We start from the raw sequence: 15,825 nt of genomic DNA on the forward strand, positions 1-15,825 counted from the left end.
CTGGGAGACACGGGACGACATCCACGACGCCTTCCTCCAACTCGCCCACTGCATGATCCTCACCCGCAGACTCCCAGCATTCTGAAAGGACTCCTTAGGGGTGATTCGCCATCGGCGATCCGGGAGGATGCTGGGTGGTGCCGTACTGTGCGGCGGGCATTCACTGACCAGCAAGGGGGGATCACCGTGGGTCAGCAGACGCTCCGGACGGCACGACGCCGCAGGTTGGGAGCGGAACTGAGGACACTCAGGGAGGCCGCTCAGGTGTCCGTGGAGGCCGCGGCGCGGAGGCTTCACGGCGATGGTTCCAAGATCAGCAGAATCGAGACGGGCAGCTACCGCGGCTCGCGGCTTGAGCTGGAGACCCTGCTGGACCTCTACGGCGTCCCGGAGAAGGACAAGCTGCGGGATCGGCTGATCGCCCTGTCGACTCAGGGTCGGCAGCGCAGCTGGTGGCGACAGCACGGTGATGTTCTGGGGCCAGGGTTCAAGGAACTGCTGATGCTGGAATCCGACACCGTGAGGATCGCGGCTTTCCAGCCGCTGGTCATCCCCGGACTACTTCAGACCAGGGAGTACGCTGCCGCGGTCATTACGGGATCAGGTGAACCACTGTCGCCGGAGCAGATCGATTTCTACGTCTCCTTGCGCTTCGAACGGCAGCAGGTCTTCCAGCGGAAAGAACCGCCCCAATACGTGTGCTACGTGACCGAAAGCGTAGTGCGCCAGGTTGTCGACACCCCCAGGGTGATGGCCGACCAGCTCCGCCATCTTCTGCACATGCACGATATCTTCGGGATCACCATTCAGGTCATCCCCTTCCGAGGCCCGTACGTCAGCGTTGGGGGAGCCTTCACGCTCTTCTCATATCCCGACCCCATGGACCTCGACATCGTCTATGTCGAGCACCTGGATGGCACGTTCTACTTGCAAGAGGACGCCACGATCTCGAAGTACCGCAGGGCAACCGAGGTGCTGAGGTCGGCGGCACTGCCGTCGGCACAGTCAATGAAGTTGATTTCCTCGATCGCACAAGAACTTGACCCGTAGACAGAGAGGGTTCCTTCGTGTTGCGGCACAATCTCCCCGAGCAGAACTGGACGAAGTCGGCCTACTGCGGCGCGCAGCAGGCCGATTGTGTCGAGACGCAGTGCACCGCCGATGGGCTGATAGCCGTGGGAGACAGCAAGGAACGCGCCCTCGGCGCGTTCGTTTTCCCTCGGGCGGTCTGGACGGAGTTCATCGGTGCCGTGAAGCGTGGCGAGTTCGGCGACGTATAGCGGGCTCTCCAACGCGGCGCCGCAGCCAGGTGCGTTGGGTTGGGCTCGCTCCTGGCTGCCGTCACCTCACGGCGTCGACCAGCATGAAAGCCGCCACGGCCAGCAGTACCACCGCGAAAACGCGTTGGAGGCGGGGGCCGGAGATCTTGGTGGACAGGTGTTTGCCGTCCCAGGCGCCCAGGATCGCGGCGCCGATGAAGGGGCCGATCACGGCCCAGTCGAGCGTGGCGGCGGCGCCGGCGCGGGTGGTGAGGGAGGCCAGGGAGTTGGCCGAGATGACCAGCAGGCTGGTGCCTACGGCGGCTTCCATCTCGAAGCCGAGGACGGTGACCAGGGCGGGGACGGCGAGGAAGCCGCCGCCGACGCCGAGGAGTCCGGTCAGCGTGCCTAGCCCGGCGCCGGCGCCGGCTGCCTTGGCCGGGTGTACGTCGCCGCTTCCGGAGCGGGCGGCATCGGCGTCGGCGGCGGGCCGGAGCATTTTGACGGCGGCCAGGGCGGCGATGGCGGCGAAGGCCACGGTGAGGACGGCTTGCGGCAGGTGGGCGGCGGCGGCTCCGACGGCGGCCGCCGGAACGATTCCGGCGGCCGCGAACGCCGCTCCCGCCTTCCACCGCACGTGCCCGGCGCGGGCGTGCGCGTACAGGGCGGTCAGGGATGTGGCGGTGACGATGATCAGGCTGCCGGTGGTGGCCGCGGCGGGGGTGAAGCCGAGCAGGTAGATCAGCGCGGGTACCGCCAGGACGCTGCCGCCGCCGCCCAGTGCGCCGAGCGCCAGGCCGACGACGGCTCCCGCTACCAGGGCCAGGGCCAGGGCCGTCACGTTATTCGCCCCCTGTCACTGTTCCCGCTGGTCCCGACGGCGCGCGGGTGCCCTTGCCGATCGTGGTCGCGTCGGCGCCGGCCGGGACCAGGTAGCGGGCTCCGGTGATGCGGGCCGGCTCCCGGCCGCCGGAGACGAAGTCGTTGTGCACGTGCGTCTCCGCCACGTAGGCGATGCGCACCCCGCGCCGTGCGGCGCTGGCGATCACCTGGGCGATGTCCCGCGGCGGATCGATCACGACCGCCGTCCTCGAACCTCCGGCCAGGTAACTGCGGTTGCCCAGACCCTCGAATTCCAGGGTGTCGACGAAATACACGGTGCGGCTCCTTTCAAAGTTGGTGTACCCGGAAATTGCCGGGCTAGGGGGAGGGGAGGGCGACCGCTATGCGAGGGCGACCGGCAGTCCGGCCGCTTCCCATGCCTCAAGGCCGCCCGCGACGCTGTAGACGGCGGACCGGCCCCCGCGGATCGCCTGCGCGCCGCCCCGCACGCTGCGGGCGCCCGTACGGCAGATGAAGGCAAGCGGGCCGTCGGGCAGTTCCGGCAGCGAGTCCGGCAAGGTGCCGAGCGCGGCGTGGACGGCGCCGGCCGGGCGGCCCGCCGCCCATTCGTCGTCCTCCCGGACGTCGACCAGCGTGAGTTCCCCGTCCAAGGCGCGGCGGTGCGCCTCGGCGGGGGATAGATCGCCGGAGGTCAGGTGGGCGGGCAGGACGGTCCGGATCGCCTCGTAGTTCGAGGCGTGGGCGACGGCTATCCGCTGCCCCATCATCGGGCAGACGTTCATCGCCTCTTCCCAGTGCGAAGCGGACTCCCATTCCGCCACGTTGACGAGACGGAACGCGCTCCCCGGAATGACCGTGCGGAACATGTACGTCCGAATGAAACCGGGTTGAGCGGCCATGATTTCAGCGGCGGGCTGCCAGATGTCGAGATACGAGTTCTCCTGCTCCTCGTCGATCTCGATCGGAATGATCACGACATGGCGGTTTTCCCTATGGCGGTTTGCCATTTGCTGCCTCCTCCGAAGCGCGGCTCTGTGAGAGCCGGGGCTTTTCGGAGGCAGACTGCGCGCACGTGACTATGGGCCGCAAAGAGCGTTGCGAAAACGGCAATTCACGGTTCAGGCCGGGTCGTCCGCCAGTTCCGCCACGCCCGTGATGCGGTGCAGCGGGTACGTACGGACCTCGTCGGCCGTGTGGTCGTACGCCGTCACGAAGCCGCCCTCCACCCGCACCGGCGCGATGACGCGCTGGCTGGCGGCGCCGTCCGCGTTGACGTAGCCGATCCAGACGGCGGAGCCGGTGAGGGCTGCCGCCTGCATGGTGGCGAGGGTCTCGGCGGACGTCGTGCGGGGGAGCCGGCCGTTCGACGGGGGCGGGGAGGCCGCGGGGGTCTCGGCCGGCTTGCGTTCGGCGGTGGCGGCCAGGTCGCCGGCCCTGATGGCTCGTACCGCCGCGCCCAGCAGCGTCTCGTCCGGGACCGGCGGGCCGTCCGGTACGGGCGCGGGGGCGGTACGGGCCGGGGTGCGGTGGGCGTCGGCGCGGGCCACCACGACATCGCCCTCCGCGGACTCGGCGGCCGGTGCGTACCCCATCGCGCGCAGCCCCTCCAGGAGCGCGTCGGGGGCGGTCTGCGCGGCCAGGACCGTGGGGGCCAGGCGGCGCAGCCGCAGGTTGGCCGAGCGTCGGTCGGCGAGGATCTCGGCCAGCAGCGCGTCGTCGTCGCAGCGCAGGTAGGCCGAGGCCGCGCCCACCCGCAGCCGGCCGTGTTTACGGGCCACGTCGTCGATCAGATACGCCAGGGGCTGCGGCACGGGCGTCCGCGAGTGCTCCGTCAGGAACGCCTGGAGGTCCGACGCCGACCGGCCCGCGTCCAGCGCCCGCCGCACCGAACCGGGCGTGAAGCGGTAGACCGTCGCGCCGCCCTTCGACTCCACGTCGGCCAGCACGCCGAGCATGGCCGCCAACGGGCGCTCCAGCGGGCCCGGCGCCACCGCCGTCAGGTCCGCCTGGAGGAGGACGTGGTCGAGGGGGGTGGGGAGGAGCGGGGCCAGCAGCCCGGCGGCTTCCTCGGGGTCCGGCCCCAGCAGCGCCCGGCCGTGCGCCGTCGCCGCGCCCCGGCCCGTGACGCCCAGCAGCTCCGCCTCCGCCAGCGTCCAGCGCGCGATGCGCGAGCGGAGGTCCGTCGTCTCGGAGGCGGCCCCGGCGCGCGGCGGGCGCTCCCAGCGGAGCCGCGCCAGGAGCGAGTCCGGGGTCACCGCCGTGCCCTCCGGCGCCTCCGCCAGCAGCCGCAGCGCGCGGGCCCGTACCTCCGGCGCGGGCGAGCGGTCCAGGTCCGGGCCGAGCGCCGCGAGCGTACGGGCCTTCGCGTCGCGCGTCCCCACCAGCCCCGCGGTACGGGTCCCCGCCAGCCACGCCGTCGCCAGCCGGAGCCAGCGGTCCGCGGCGGGCAGCGCCAGCCAGTCGTCGTACGCGGGCGTCGGCGCGTACCGCTCGTCGGCCTCGCCGTCCGAGGCCAGCAGCCCGGCCCCGTACGCCAGCTCGGCCCAGAACGCCGCCACCGGCTCCGTCACGTCCAGCGCCGCCGCCGTCCGCTTCAGGTCGCGCACGCTCAGCCCGCCGGCCCGCAGCACGAGCGGGCCCGCGCCCGTCTCCCACTCCTTGAGCAGCTCCTCGACCGTGGCCAGCGCCGTGAACGCCTGGCCCGCCGCCGACGCGTCCACCGCCCGCGCCCCGTACTCGGCCGCCGGTACGAGTTCGGGCGGCGTCGGCTCCGGCGTACGGTGCGCCAGCCCGGCGCGCAGGTGCAGCGCCGCCTCCCGCGGCAGCACCACGTTGCCCGGCGCGGCGGGCAGCAGGAGGCCGCGGTCGAGCAGCCACTGGAGGTGCGGGGCCGGGTGCGCGGTCACGGAACCGTACGGCGGGCCCCACACCAGCCGCTCCAGCACCTCCGCGGCCCGCGGCGGCGCCTGCCCGAGCAGCGCCGCCATGCGCGTACGGTCGGTGAACAGCTCCGCCAGCGCCGTCACGGCCGAGACCGGATCGTGCGTCGGGGGCAGCCCCGCCGCGGCGATGATCTCCTGGAGCCGGCCCGGCGACATCCCGGACGTCGCCTCGGCCACGGTGGGGCCCAGCCCCGTCGGCGACGGGTTCGAGGGGGACGGCGACAGCAGTTCGCGGGCCGTACGGACGAGGCGGAGGCGGTCGTCCGGGCCCCAGACGAGGGCCTGCGCGCGGAGGGCCGCCACGGCGTGCGGCAGCCGCTGGGCGGTGGCCTTCGCGTCCGCCTTCGTGCCCGCCTTCGCGTCCGCCTGCGCGGGCTCGCCCGTCATGAGCGCGCCGAGGCGTTCGTACGAGCAGGGGTCCGGGGCCACCGCGAGCGCCTCGGCCGTCTGGAGGGCGAACCGGTCCAGGCGCTCAAGCGCCCGTACGACGGAGGCGCGGGTACCGGCGCGGGTGGCCAGTTGTGTGAGGTCGCCGGGCACGGGACTGAGCAGGTCCGGGCGGGCGCGCAGCAGGTCGGCGAGGCCGTCGTCGGGGCGGGTGCGCAGCTCTTCGGCGAGCGTGCGGGGCGCTCCTGGAGATGTGTCGCTGTGGGCGGGGTCCCGATGCCGCGCGGTGGTCATTCTGCCTACGGTACCGGAGCGCCCCGCTGGGCTTGTGGGGGTTTGGGCGCGGTCCGGTGGGGGAGTCCCGCACACGGACCGGGCGTACCGGGCGGGTCGGGCGGACTGAACGGAGCTGGCTGGACGGGGCGGCCGGGGGGATCGGGCGGGGCCGGTGGCGGATCGGTCGGGGCCGGGCGGTTCGGGCGGGGCCGGTGGCGGATTGGGCGGGGCCGGGCGGTTCGGGCGACGGGCGCGGGTGCGGCCTGGCGGCGGGCCCTCCGTTTCCGCCCCGCCTCGGTTTCCGCCGCGCCTCGGTGGCGGCGAGCCTCCTCGTACGGCCCGCGCGGGGTGTTCGCGGGGATGGGGCTCGGCTAGCGTCGCCAGTGGTACGCGCGCACCTTCGCACTCCCTGGTTCAGACCGCGTCTCGACGTCGAGTTGAGGAGAACCGCCATGGCAGCGACAGCATCCGGCGCATCCGGGGCAGGCACCGGTTCCGGCCCCACCCCCGACCAGGTCGGGGAGATGTACGACGAGTTCGGCGACATGCTCGGCATGCTGCTCGGCGGCACCGCCGTCCACATCGGCATGTACGTACCGCACGACGAACAGCCCCCCGTCACCTCCCTGGTCGGCCTCGCCGACGCCGGGCAGGACAAGCAGACCGAGTTCCTCATCGACACCATCGGCCTGAAGCCGGACGCCCATCTGCTCGACATCGGATGCGGCACCGGAGGACCCGCCATCCGGCTGGCGGAGCGCAGCGGGGGACGGGTCACCGGGATCACCGTCAGCCGGGGGCAGCTCGCCCACTGCGAGGAGCGGCTGCGGGCGTCGCCGGCGGCCGGGCGGGTGGAGTTCGCCCGGGAGAACGCCATGAACCTCGGCTACGCGGACGCCTCCTTCGACGCCGCCTGGTCCATCGACTGCATCCCGCACCTCTCCGACCGCCTCGCCGGACTGCGCGAGGCGCACCGTGTGCTGCGGCCCGGCGGGCGGCTCCTGATGACGGAGTTCACGCTGCGCGGCGTCCCGGACGCGACGGGGCTCGCCGCCTACACCCAGCTGTGGACCTGTCCGCCGCCCCGGCCGCTCCCCGAACTGCTCACCGAGGTGGCGGCGGCCGGGTTCCGCGTCGCGAAGATCCAGAGCATGACGTCCAACGTGGTGCTGTCCGCCGAGTTGATGAACGCGCTCTACCAGCAGCGGCGGGACGAGATCGAGGAGCGGTACGGCAAGGAGACGACGGCCCACACCGACCCGCTGATCGGGCCCTTCCGCGACTTCTGCCGCGACAACGTCGACTACTACCTGCTGTTGCTGTGCAAGGAGGGGGAGTGAAGGACGGCGGCTCCCGCCCCGGCGGCTTCGCCGGGGGCGCCGAGATCTTTCCTTGATCCGCTCCTGTGAGGGTGGCGGTGACGGCCGGGCGAAAACCCGAAGCCCGGCCCTGTCACTGAGGAGTTGACGATCATGCGGAGAATCACGTCGTCAGTCGCCGCCCCGGCTGCCGCCCTCGCGCTGGCGGGCGCCGCCGTGCTGAGCGCTTCCCCCGCCTTCGCGGCATACCCCGCCGCCGCCCACGCCCACGCTGCCGCCTCGACGGCGAAGGCGGTGAAGGCTGCGAAGGCGGCGACCGTGTGCGAAGCCGTCGCGGAGGGCAACGAGGTCAAGACCGCCGACGGCTGGCGCGCGGTCACCGCGTGGAACGTGAGCTGTACCGAGGACCGCACGGTGCGGGTCGAGATCGAGTACATGGACGGCAGGACGGTGAGCAAGGAGCAGGCGGTGGCCGCCGGGGCCGCCTGGAACGACGCCGATGTGCTGCCGACCGCGCGCGGCGTGAACTGCGTCGTCAGCTTCTTCGAGAACGGTGAGCCGCTCACCCACTACTCCATCGTCTGGGACTGACACCCTGACGACCCGTCAAGGCGTCAGGGTCAGAGGGGCGGGCTGAGGGCTTGACGTGCTGATGGCCTGCCGGTCTGACGGCCGACCGTGCCCCGGTGCCGCCACGCGCCGCTCACCGGGGCCCGGTTCGGCCGGTGCGTTCCAGTGGGCGTGGTGGGGACTGCGCGGGCGAGGCGGGCGCGATACCGTCGTGGGCGGCAACCGGACGGGCCCATAGGGGTTTTGGTGGGGATCGAGAGCGATCAGCTCGTTTATGACTATTTGAGCCGGGTCGGCGACCTGGCCCAGCAGCGCGGGCTGCCGTCCGGCGACCGGATGCGCCTGGTCGCGAAGGTGCGTACCGACATCGACCAGCAGCGCGCCGCGCTCGGCATGGCCGAGAACCCCAGCGCCGTGAAGCGCATCCTGACCAAGATGGGCACGCCCGAGAAGATCGTGGAGGGCGCCGGCCCGGCCACCGGCGGTACGGACGGGGCCGCTGCCGCGCCCGTCCACTCGCCCGTCACGGGACGGCCGCGCACCTCCGCGCGCGAGAAGCTCTCGGGGCTCACCGGCCTCGCGGGGCGCGGCGGCCGGGGCGGGCCCGCCGCCAAGGTGCCCGCGCCGCGCGTCGAGGGCGAGCCCGAGCGTTCTCCCACGGCCGCGCTGCCGCCCCACCTCGCGGGCGAGGACGAACTGGGGCCGGGCATCGACGCCCCGGACTGGTGGCGGATCGAGCCGGGGCCGTTCACCGAGGGCGAGACCGTGCACGGCTTCGTCGGCGGCATCGAGATACCCGAGATACTCAAACCCCCGCCGAAGCCGAAACCGGAGTCCGAGCCGGAATCGGAATCCGAGCCGAAGCCCAAGTCGGCCGGCCGCGGGCCCGTCGAGCAGGCGGCGGCCGGGGACGACGAGGACGAAGAGGCGGAGGAGGACGGGGCCGTCGAGGGCGCGGCCGCCCGGCGGCGGCTGCGCATCCTGCCGCGCCGCGGTCCGCGCGAGGGCTCCGGCGTCCGGATGAGCCCGCTGATCCTCCTCGCCGCCGTCCTCCTCGTGGTGGGCGCCGTGCTCGGCAACTGGATCGTCCTCGGCCTGGGCTGGGCGCTCGCCTACACCACGCGCCGGCTCTCCCGTACGGAGTCGCAGTGGGCCGTGATGGTCGTGCCGGGGCTCACGGCGGCGGGCGGGATCGTATGGCTGTGGGGCCGTTCCGCCGAGCACTGGGGCGACCCGATACCCCAGGGGCAGATGGGGCCGGCGCTCTCCGAGACCTGGCCCGTGGTCGTCCGCGTCGCCGCCGTCGCCTCGGCGGCCTTCCTCATCTGGCGGGCCCGGCGGCAGGTCTGACACCCGTGCCGGCCGGTGCGGCCGTTGGCGGGGCTGCCAGGGTCGCCCCTGGGCACGCGCCTTGGGCGCCTTGGGCGCCGCTTCGACGGTCAGGGTGCGGCCGGCCCGATCCGGCGGGCCGGATGGCGAGCGGCGCGCCCCACGCGTGATCAACAGTCCGGGCCGGCCGCCCGGCCGCCCGGTGACCAGCGCGCGGGCAGCCGCCCACCGAGGTCACCCGCGCAAGGCCGCGGTGATGGCGGCGGCCATCGGGGCGCTCGACGCCGGGTTCTGGCCGGTGAACAGGTTCCGGTCGCGAACGGTGAACGGCTGGTAGGCGGGGCCGCCGGTGTGCTTCGCGCCCAGCTCACGGAGGCGGCCGGCGAGCAGCCACGGGGCTCCCTCGGCCGTGCCGAACAGTTCCTCCTCCTCATCGGTGAACGCCGTCATCTCACGCCCGGCGAACAGCCACTCGCCGTCCTCGCCCACCGCGGACAGCAGGGCCGCCGGGCCGTGGCAGACCGCGCCGATGACCTTCCCGGCGGCGTCCGCCTCGGTGAGCAGGCGGCCGAGGTCGGCGTCCTGGTAGAGGTCGACCACCGGGCCGTGCCCGCCGGGCAGCACCACCGCGACGTAGTCGGCCATGTCCACCTCGCCGAGCTTCAGCAACGGACCGAACTCCCGCAGTGCCCGCTCGGCGTGCGCCACGTAACGGGCACAGTCCGGGCCGGCGAGCGCCGGGTCGGCGCTGTGCCGGTCGAGCGGCTGGAGCACCCCGCCGGGGGACGCGAAGTCGACCGCGTACCCGGCCTCGACGAACTTCTCGTGCGGCGCCGCGAGCTCCTCGGCCCAGTAGCCGGTCGGGTAGGAGGAGCCGTCGGCGCGCTCCCACGTGTCGGCGGCGGACATGACGATCAGGATCTTGCTCATGGAGGGCCTCCTGCGGTGACGAGCCACGGGCCGCGCCTTTCGGCCGCGCCCGTTTCGGACATGACTCAAGCGTGCCGGGGCGGAACCCGCCGCAGGCCCTCATCCCGAGCCCTGCCGGACCTCGGACCCGGCTGCCTAGGACGCACAGGTCCAGGCGGGCACGAGCCGCGTCGGGGACACGTCGGGGACAATGGGACGCGTGGCCGATACGCATCGCGAACTCGCCGATTTCCTGCGGCGCGCCCGCGCCCAGGTCGACCCGTCACGGGCGGGCCTGCCGCCGGACGGGCGCGTGCGCCGCGTGCCCGGACTGCGTCGCGAGGAGGTCGCGCGGCTGGCCGGGGTGTCGACCGACTACTACGCCCGCCTCGAACAGGGGCGTCGCATCGTGCCCTCGGCGGCCGTCGTGGCGGCGATCGGCCGCGCGCTCGAACTCGACGCCGCCGGCCGCGCCCACCTCGAAGACCTCATCGGGCTGACCGCGGGGCCGGCTCGCCGGCCGGCCCGCGACGCGCAGCGCGTACGTCCCGGCCTCCACCAGCTGCTCGACGCCCTCGACGGCGAGCCCGCGCTCGTACTCGGCCGCCGCACCGACATCCTGGCCGCCAACCGGATGGCCAAGGCGCTGTTCGCCGACTTCGACCGGATGCCGGCGGCCCGGCGCAACTACGCCCGCTGGATGTTCCTCGACGAGGACGCCCGGTCGCTGTTCGCGGACTGGCAGGACCAGGCCAGGGCCGCCGTCGAGAGCCTGCGGTTCGAGGTCGGGCGCGACCCCGACGACCGGGCCACCGCCGACCTGGTCGCCGAGCTCTGCGAGCGCAGCCGCGAATTCGCCCACTGGTGGGAGCAGCACCGGGTCCACCAGCGCACGCACGGCTCGAAACGGCTGCGCCACCCCCTCGTCGGGGAGCTGACCGTCGAATACGAGACCCTCGCCCTGCCGGGCGATCCGGACACCACGCTGTTCGTCTACACCACGCAGGCCGGGTCGCCGTCCCGGAGCGCCATGGACCTGCTCGCCAGTTGGGCGGCCTCGGCCCCGGGCACCGCGGCACATCGCCCGGGCCATGGACCCGGCCGCGGCGCCATCGACCCATGACTGACGGCCCGGCAGCACTGTCCCGCCGGGCCGTCCCTTCCTCAGGGCCGTCCCTTCCGCCGGGCCGTCCCGTCCTCAGGACCGTCCCGTCCTCAGGGCCGGCCCTTCGACAGGTCCGCCCGTAGCTCGTCGAGGATCTTGTGCGCCGCCGTATAGCCGATGCCCTGGATCCACAGCTGGTCGTCGACCTTGAACACCCGGCCGTTCTTGGCGGCCTTCATGTTCTTCCAGAGCGCGCTCCCCGTGGCCTGCGTCTCCTTCGACTTCCGCGGGTCGCCGTAGGTGGACGTGAAGACGGCGTCGGCGTCGGCCCGGCCGATCTGCTCGGGGCTGACGTCGTACGAGAACCCGTCCTTCGCCTTGTCCACGACGGCGGGCCGGCCGAGGCCGACGTCGGCGAGGAGGGTGCCGATGTAGTTCTGCCTGCCGTAGATGCGGATGTCCGCGCCCTCCACGAACCGCACGACGTTGACGTCCGTGGCCCCCGCCTTCTCCGGGCCGCCCAGCGCGGCGGTGACCCGCTTCGCGTGCGCGAGGTAGTCGGAGACGACCTTCTTCGCCTCGTCCGTCCTGCCGAGCGCCGCCGCGTGCGTGGTGAAGTTGGCCTTCCATGGGAAGCCCGTGGTGCCGGTCATCACGGTCGGGGCGATCTTCGACAACTCCTTGTAGCGCGCCGCGTCCCGGTCCTTGTTGGTGAGGATCAGATCCGGCTTGAGCCCGGCGATGGCCTCCAGGCTGGGCGCGGCGATCCCGCCCACGTCCTTGATGCCGGAGACCTTGTCCTTGGGCAGGTAGTCGAGGAACCCGGTCGCGACGTCGGCGTGCGTCGCGCCGACCGGCCGTACGCCGAGGGTGACGGCGGAGTCGAGTTCGGCGGTGTCGAGGACGACGACGCGCTGGGGGTGGTCCTTGACCGTGACGTTCCCCATGGCCGTCCGCACGGTGTGGGTGCCGGAGCCCGAGGCGGATCCGTTGTCCGATCCCGACCCTGCCCCCGAGCCCGAACCGCAGGCCGACAGGGTGAGGGCGGCGGCCAGGGCCGGCAGGCCCGCGACCGCGCCGCGGCGGCGGAGAGTGCGATGCATGTCAGGACCTCTCGTCGGTGGGGGCGGGCCCGTCGGCGGCTGTGTCTCGGGTTTCCCGTCCTTCCCGTCGGTCCCGGCGGGCTGTGCGCCGCGAGCTGAGGATGCCCCGGTCGGCGCCGGGCCATTCGGCTCCGCCGCGGCGCACTGCGCGCCCCGCGCGCCGTCCCGTACGTCCCTCCGTACGTCCCGCCGTACGTCCCCCCGTACGTTCTACGCGCCGTCCTGACCGCTCGACGCGTCTCGTACGGCCGTACCGGCGCCCGCCCCCGCCTGCCACGGCGCGCCCGGCACCACCAGCGGGCTGCCCGTCACCGGGTCGGGGACCACGACCGACTCCAGGCCGAAGACCTCGCGCACCAGCCGGGCCGTGACGACCTCCGAGGGGCGGCCCCGCGCCACGATCCGGCCGTTCTTCATGGCGACGAGATGGTCGGCGTAGCGGGCCGCCTGGTTGAGGTCGTGCAGGACCGCGACGACCGTACGGCCGCGCTCGTGGTTGAGCTGGCGCACCAGGTCCAGGACCTCCACCTGGTGCGAGATGTCGAGGTAGGTCGTCGGCTCGTCGAGGAGCAGCAGGTCCGTCTCCTGGGCCAGGGCCATCGCGATCCACACGCGCTGCCGCTGGCCGCCCGACAGTTCGTCCACGGACCGGGCGGCGAGCGCCGTGGTGTCCGTACGCTCCATGGCGTCCGTCACCGCGCGCTCGTCCTCGTCCGACCACTGCCGCCACCAGTGCTGGTGCGGCTGGCGGCCACGGGCCACCAGGTCGGCGACGGTGATCGCGTCGGGCGCCACCGGCGTCTGCGGCAGCAGGCCGACGGCCTGCGCGATCTTGCGGGTGGGGATGCGGCTCAGCTCGGCGCCGTCCAGCAGCACCGCGCCGCGGCGCGGCTTGAGCAGCCGGCCGAGCGCCCGCAGCAGCGTCGACTTGCCGCAGGCGTTGGGGCCGACGATGACGGTGACCTCGCCGTGCGGCACATCCAGGTCGAGGCCGTCGACGACCGTACGGTCCTCGTAGGCGAGGGTCAGGTCCCGGGCGGTGAGCCTGCTGGCGGGCCCGGCGCCGCTGTACGGGGGCTCGTCCGGGGTCTTGCCGACGGCGGCGGTGGCGGTGGCGGCGGTGTCCACGGCTCCGGCCTCGCTGCTCCCGGTCCCGGCGCCGTCGTACGGGGGCTTGTCCGTCGGCCCGTTCAGGCTCGGGTTTGCGCCTGTGGTCTCGTCCTCTGGCCCGTTCAGGCTCGGGTTTGCGCCCGCGGCCTTGTCTTCTGGCCCGTTCAGGCTCGGGCTTGCGCCCGCGGCCTTGTCTTCCGGCCCGTTCAGGCTCGGGTTTGCGCCCGCGGCCTCGTCTTCCGGCCCGTCCACGCGCGCGCCTCCGTCCGCGCTCCGGTCCGTCGGCCCGTTCACACGCGCCGCCCCGCCCGCGTCGGCCGCCCCGCCCGGGGTCTCCGCCGTCCCGCCTGGAGCCTCCGCCGCCTTGCCCGTAGCCTCCGCAGCCGCGCCCGGAGCCGCCGCAGCCCCGCCCGGGGCCTCCGCCGCCCCATCCGGAGTCTCCGCCGCCCCGTTCGCCCTCTCGGTCACGCTTTTCCTCCGGTACGGCTGCGGATGATGAGCCAGATCAGATACGGGGCCCCGATGACGGCCGTCAGCACGCCCACCGGCAGTTCCGTCGGCGCGAACAGCTTGCGGGCCAGCAGATCGGCGACGACCACGATGAAGGCGCCCAGCAGGGCCGAGCACAGCAGCGGGATCTGCGCCGTACGCGTCACCCGGCGCGCGATCTGCGGGGCGAGCAGCGCCACGAAGTCCACCGGGCCCGCCGCGCCCGTGGCCATCGACGCGAGCACGACGCCGAGCGCCACCAGCCCGAGCCGCACCCGGCCCAGCCGGACGCCCAGCGCCGTGGCGGTGTCGTCGTCCATCGAGACCGTGCGCTGCGCCCTGGCCGCCCACAGCACGAACGGGCTGAGCAGCAGCAGCGCCCAGGCGAGCGGCGCCGCCTCGTCCCAGCCGCGCCCGTTGAGCGAGCCGGTCATCCACACCTGGGCCTGCTGGGCGACGAGGTAGTCGCCTTTGGTCAGGAACAGCTGGGTGACGGAGCGCAGCGCGACCGCGAAGCCGATGCCGATGAGGACGAACCGCGCGGCGTGCAGCCCGCCGCGCCACGCGAAGACGTAGACGAGCGCGGCGGCCACCAGCCCGCCCGCCACGGAGAGGTAGGGGAGCGCCGCGTACGAGGTGACGCCGAGCGTCATCGCGCCCACCGTCAGCGCGCTCGCGCCCTGGGTGACGCCGATGATGTCGGGGCTGGCGAGCGGGTTGCGCGCCACGGTCTGGATGAGCGCCCCGGCGATCCCGAAGGCGGCGCCGACGAGCAGGCCGACCGTCATGCGCGGCAGCCGCAGCGTTCCGACGACCAGTTCGTCGGGCGAGGGCCGGTCGAAGAGGACCTTGACGACTTCGCCGGGGGCCACGAAGGACTCGCCGACGCACAGGTACGCCACGCACGCCGCGGCCAGCAGCGCGGCCAGCGCCACGGCGACGAGCGCGGCCCGCCGGTGCAGGAGGAAGGAGCCGCGCCCGGCCCGTACGAGCGTGTACCCGGCGGGGCGGACAGGGGCAGGGGACAGGGCGGTCACGAGGCCACCGCCTTCCTGCGGACCAGGGTCACCAGGAACGGCACCCCGATCAGCGCGGTCATCACCCCGGCCGGCACCTCGCTCGGCGGGAAGAGGACGCGGCCGATGACGTCGGAGACGAGCAGCATGACCGGGCCGACGAGGGCCGCCATCGGCAGCACCCACCGGTGGTCGGTGCCGACGATCGCGCGGGCGATGTGCGGCACCGCCAGGCCGACGAAGGCGATCGGGCCGGCCGCCGCGACGCCCACGCCGGTGAGGACCGTGGCGCCGAGGCCGCCCACGATCCGTACGACGGCGACGTTCTGGCCGAGCCCCTTGGCGACGTCCTCGCCCAGCGCCAGCGCGTCCAGGCCGCGTGCCACGGAGAACACCAGCACCAGGCCCACCAGCAGGAACGGCCAGACCTGCCCGACCAGCCCGGCGTCGCGCCCGGCCAGCGAGCCGACCTGCCAGAAGCGGAACTCGTCCAGGGCCGCCGCCCGTGTGGTGAGGACGGCGTGCGACACCGAGGCCAGCAGCGCGTTGATCGCGGCGCCCGCGAGCGCCAGCTTCACCGGCGTCGCCCCGCCGCGCCCGCTGGTGGCCACCGCGTAGACCGCTACGGACGCGAGGCCCGCGCCCGCGAAGGCGAACCAGACGTAGCCGGTGAGCGTGTGCACCCCGGCGAAGGCGATGGCCAGCACCACGCCCACCGAGGCGCCCTGGCTGATGCCGAGGACGCCGGGGTCGGCGATGGGGTTGCGGGTGATGCCCTGGAGGACCGTGCCGGCCATGGCGAGGGCCGCGCCGACCATCAGGCCGACGACGGTGCGGGGCAGCCGCATGGACCGTACGATCTCGGCGCTGTTGCTCGTACCGCCGTGCAGCAGCGCGTCGACGACCTTGGACGGCGCGATCTGGCTGCTGCCGATGGAGAGGCTGAGCAGGACCGCGACCAGCAGGGCGGCGACAGCGGCCGCCGTCCAGCCGACGCGGCGCCGCACCAGATGCGATCTGGGGGTGCTGATCGGGACGGCTGGCATCGCTTCCACTTCGCGGGTTCGGTACTGCTGCCTGGCGTCGGCCGGCGCTTTACGGGCCGGCCCGGGCCATTCCGCGCCGGTCGGCTGATTCGCGCCGGTCGGCACGGTGCGGAGTTGTGGTT

14 protein-coding genes and 1 pseudogene are annotated in these 15,825 nt (G+C 73.5%); 6 read left to right on the plus strand and 9 right to left on the minus strand.

The features are described 5' to 3' along the window. The first annotated feature begins 186 nt into the window (after positions 1–186). Positions 187–1,050 carry a helix-turn-helix transcriptional regulator gene (locus tag AB0I22_RS16765; RefSeq protein ID WP_363131527.1) on the plus strand — a complete coding sequence of 288 codons (864 nt, stop codon included), beginning with the start codon at positions 187–189 and terminating at the stop codon, positions 1,048–1,050. A gap of 17 nt (positions 1,051–1,067) precedes the next feature. Continuing rightward, positions 1,068–1,280 carry a DUF397 domain-containing protein gene (locus AB0I22_RS16770; RefSeq protein WP_363131528.1) on the plus strand — a complete coding sequence of 71 codons (213 nt, stop codon included), beginning with the start codon at positions 1,068–1,070 and terminating at the stop codon, positions 1,278–1,280. Between the two features lie 61 nt (positions 1,281–1,341). On the opposite strand, the gene AB0I22_RS16775 is transcribed toward AB0I22_RS16770, so the two are convergent. The 4 genes and pseudogenes from AB0I22_RS16775 to AB0I22_RS16790 form a co-directional block, all read right to left on the minus strand. Beyond that, a complete protein-coding gene (locus AB0I22_RS16775) occupies positions 1,342–2,100 on the minus strand; it encodes a sulfite exporter TauE/SafE family protein (protein WP_363131529.1) in 759 nt (252 codons plus the stop codon). 73 nt (positions 2,101–2,173) lie between these two features. After that, positions 2,174–2,416, minus strand: a pseudogene (locus tag AB0I22_RS16780) (MBL fold metallo-hydrolase); the annotation flags it as partial. Between the two features lie 66 nt (positions 2,417–2,482). Next, positions 2,483–3,109 (minus strand): rhodanese-like domain-containing protein, encoded by a 627-nt coding sequence (locus AB0I22_RS16785; protein WP_363131530.1) that lies wholly within the window; start codon positions 3,107–3,109, stop codon positions 2,483–2,485. Positions 3,110–3,220: 111 nt separating this feature from the next. Continuing rightward, positions 3,221–5,725: a helicase-associated domain-containing protein gene (locus AB0I22_RS16790; protein ID WP_363131531.1), complete on the minus strand. Its 2,505-nt coding sequence runs from the start codon at positions 5,723–5,725 to the stop codon at positions 3,221–3,223. A gap of 434 nt (positions 5,726–6,159) precedes the next feature. On the opposite strand from AB0I22_RS16790, the gene AB0I22_RS16795 reads away from it, so the two are divergent. The 3 genes from AB0I22_RS16795 (at position 6,160) to AB0I22_RS16805 (ending at position 8,946) form a co-directional block, all read left to right on the plus strand. Beyond that, positions 6,160–7,047: a methyltransferase domain-containing protein gene (locus AB0I22_RS16795; protein WP_363131532.1), complete on the plus strand. Its 888-nt coding sequence runs from the start codon at positions 6,160–6,162 to the stop codon at positions 7,045–7,047. Positions 7,048–7,179: 132 nt separating this feature from the next. Next, entirely contained in the window at positions 7,180–7,617 is a 438-nt protein-coding gene (locus AB0I22_RS16800; protein ID WP_363131533.1) for a hypothetical protein, read from the plus strand. Positions 7,618–7,842: 225 nt separating this feature from the next. Beyond that, positions 7,843–8,946: a hypothetical protein gene (locus AB0I22_RS16805; RefSeq protein WP_363131534.1), complete on the plus strand. Its 1,104-nt coding sequence runs from the start codon at positions 7,843–7,845 to the stop codon at positions 8,944–8,946. Between the two features lie 213 nt (positions 8,947–9,159). Here the strand turns inward: AB0I22_RS16805 and AB0I22_RS16810 are convergent, their stop codons facing one another. Further along, positions 9,160–9,855: a type 1 glutamine amidotransferase domain-containing protein gene (locus tag AB0I22_RS16810; RefSeq protein WP_363131535.1), complete on the minus strand. Its 696-nt coding sequence runs from the start codon at positions 9,853–9,855 to the stop codon at positions 9,160–9,162. 199 nt (positions 9,856–10,054) lie between these two features. On the opposite strand from AB0I22_RS16810, the gene AB0I22_RS16815 reads away from it, so the two are divergent. After that, positions 10,055–10,957, plus strand: a complete 903-nt coding sequence (locus AB0I22_RS16815) for a helix-turn-helix transcriptional regulator (RefSeq protein WP_363131536.1) — start codon at positions 10,055–10,057, stop codon at positions 10,955–10,957. Between the two features lie 92 nt (positions 10,958–11,049). On the opposite strand, the gene AB0I22_RS16820 is transcribed toward AB0I22_RS16815, so the two are convergent. The 4 genes from AB0I22_RS16820 to AB0I22_RS16835 form a co-directional block, all read right to left on the minus strand. Beyond that, complete coding sequence (locus tag AB0I22_RS16820) at positions 11,050–12,042, minus strand: iron-siderophore ABC transporter substrate-binding protein (RefSeq protein ID WP_363131537.1); 993 nt, start codon at positions 12,040–12,042, stop codon at positions 11,050–11,052. 210 nt (positions 12,043–12,252) lie between these two features. After that, positions 12,253–13,071, minus strand: a complete 819-nt coding sequence (locus AB0I22_RS16825) for an ABC transporter ATP-binding protein (RefSeq protein ID WP_363131695.1) — start codon at positions 13,069–13,071, stop codon at positions 12,253–12,255. 545 nt (positions 13,072–13,616) lie between these two features. Then, entirely contained in the window at positions 13,617–14,678 is a 1,062-nt protein-coding gene (locus AB0I22_RS16830; protein WP_363131538.1) for an iron chelate uptake ABC transporter family permease subunit, read from the minus strand. Continuing rightward, a complete protein-coding gene (locus AB0I22_RS16835; RefSeq protein ID WP_363131539.1) occupies positions 14,675–15,703 on the minus strand; it encodes an iron ABC transporter permease in 1,029 nt (342 codons plus the stop codon). Before AB0I22_RS16835 ends, AB0I22_RS16830 begins: the two co-directional genes overlap by 4 nt. Positions 15,704–15,825 lie beyond the last annotated feature (122 nt).

The organism is Streptomyces sp. NPDC050610 (genome assembly GCF_040654875.1).
GTDB lineage: Bacteria > Actinomycetota > Actinomycetes > Streptomycetales > Streptomycetaceae > Streptomyces.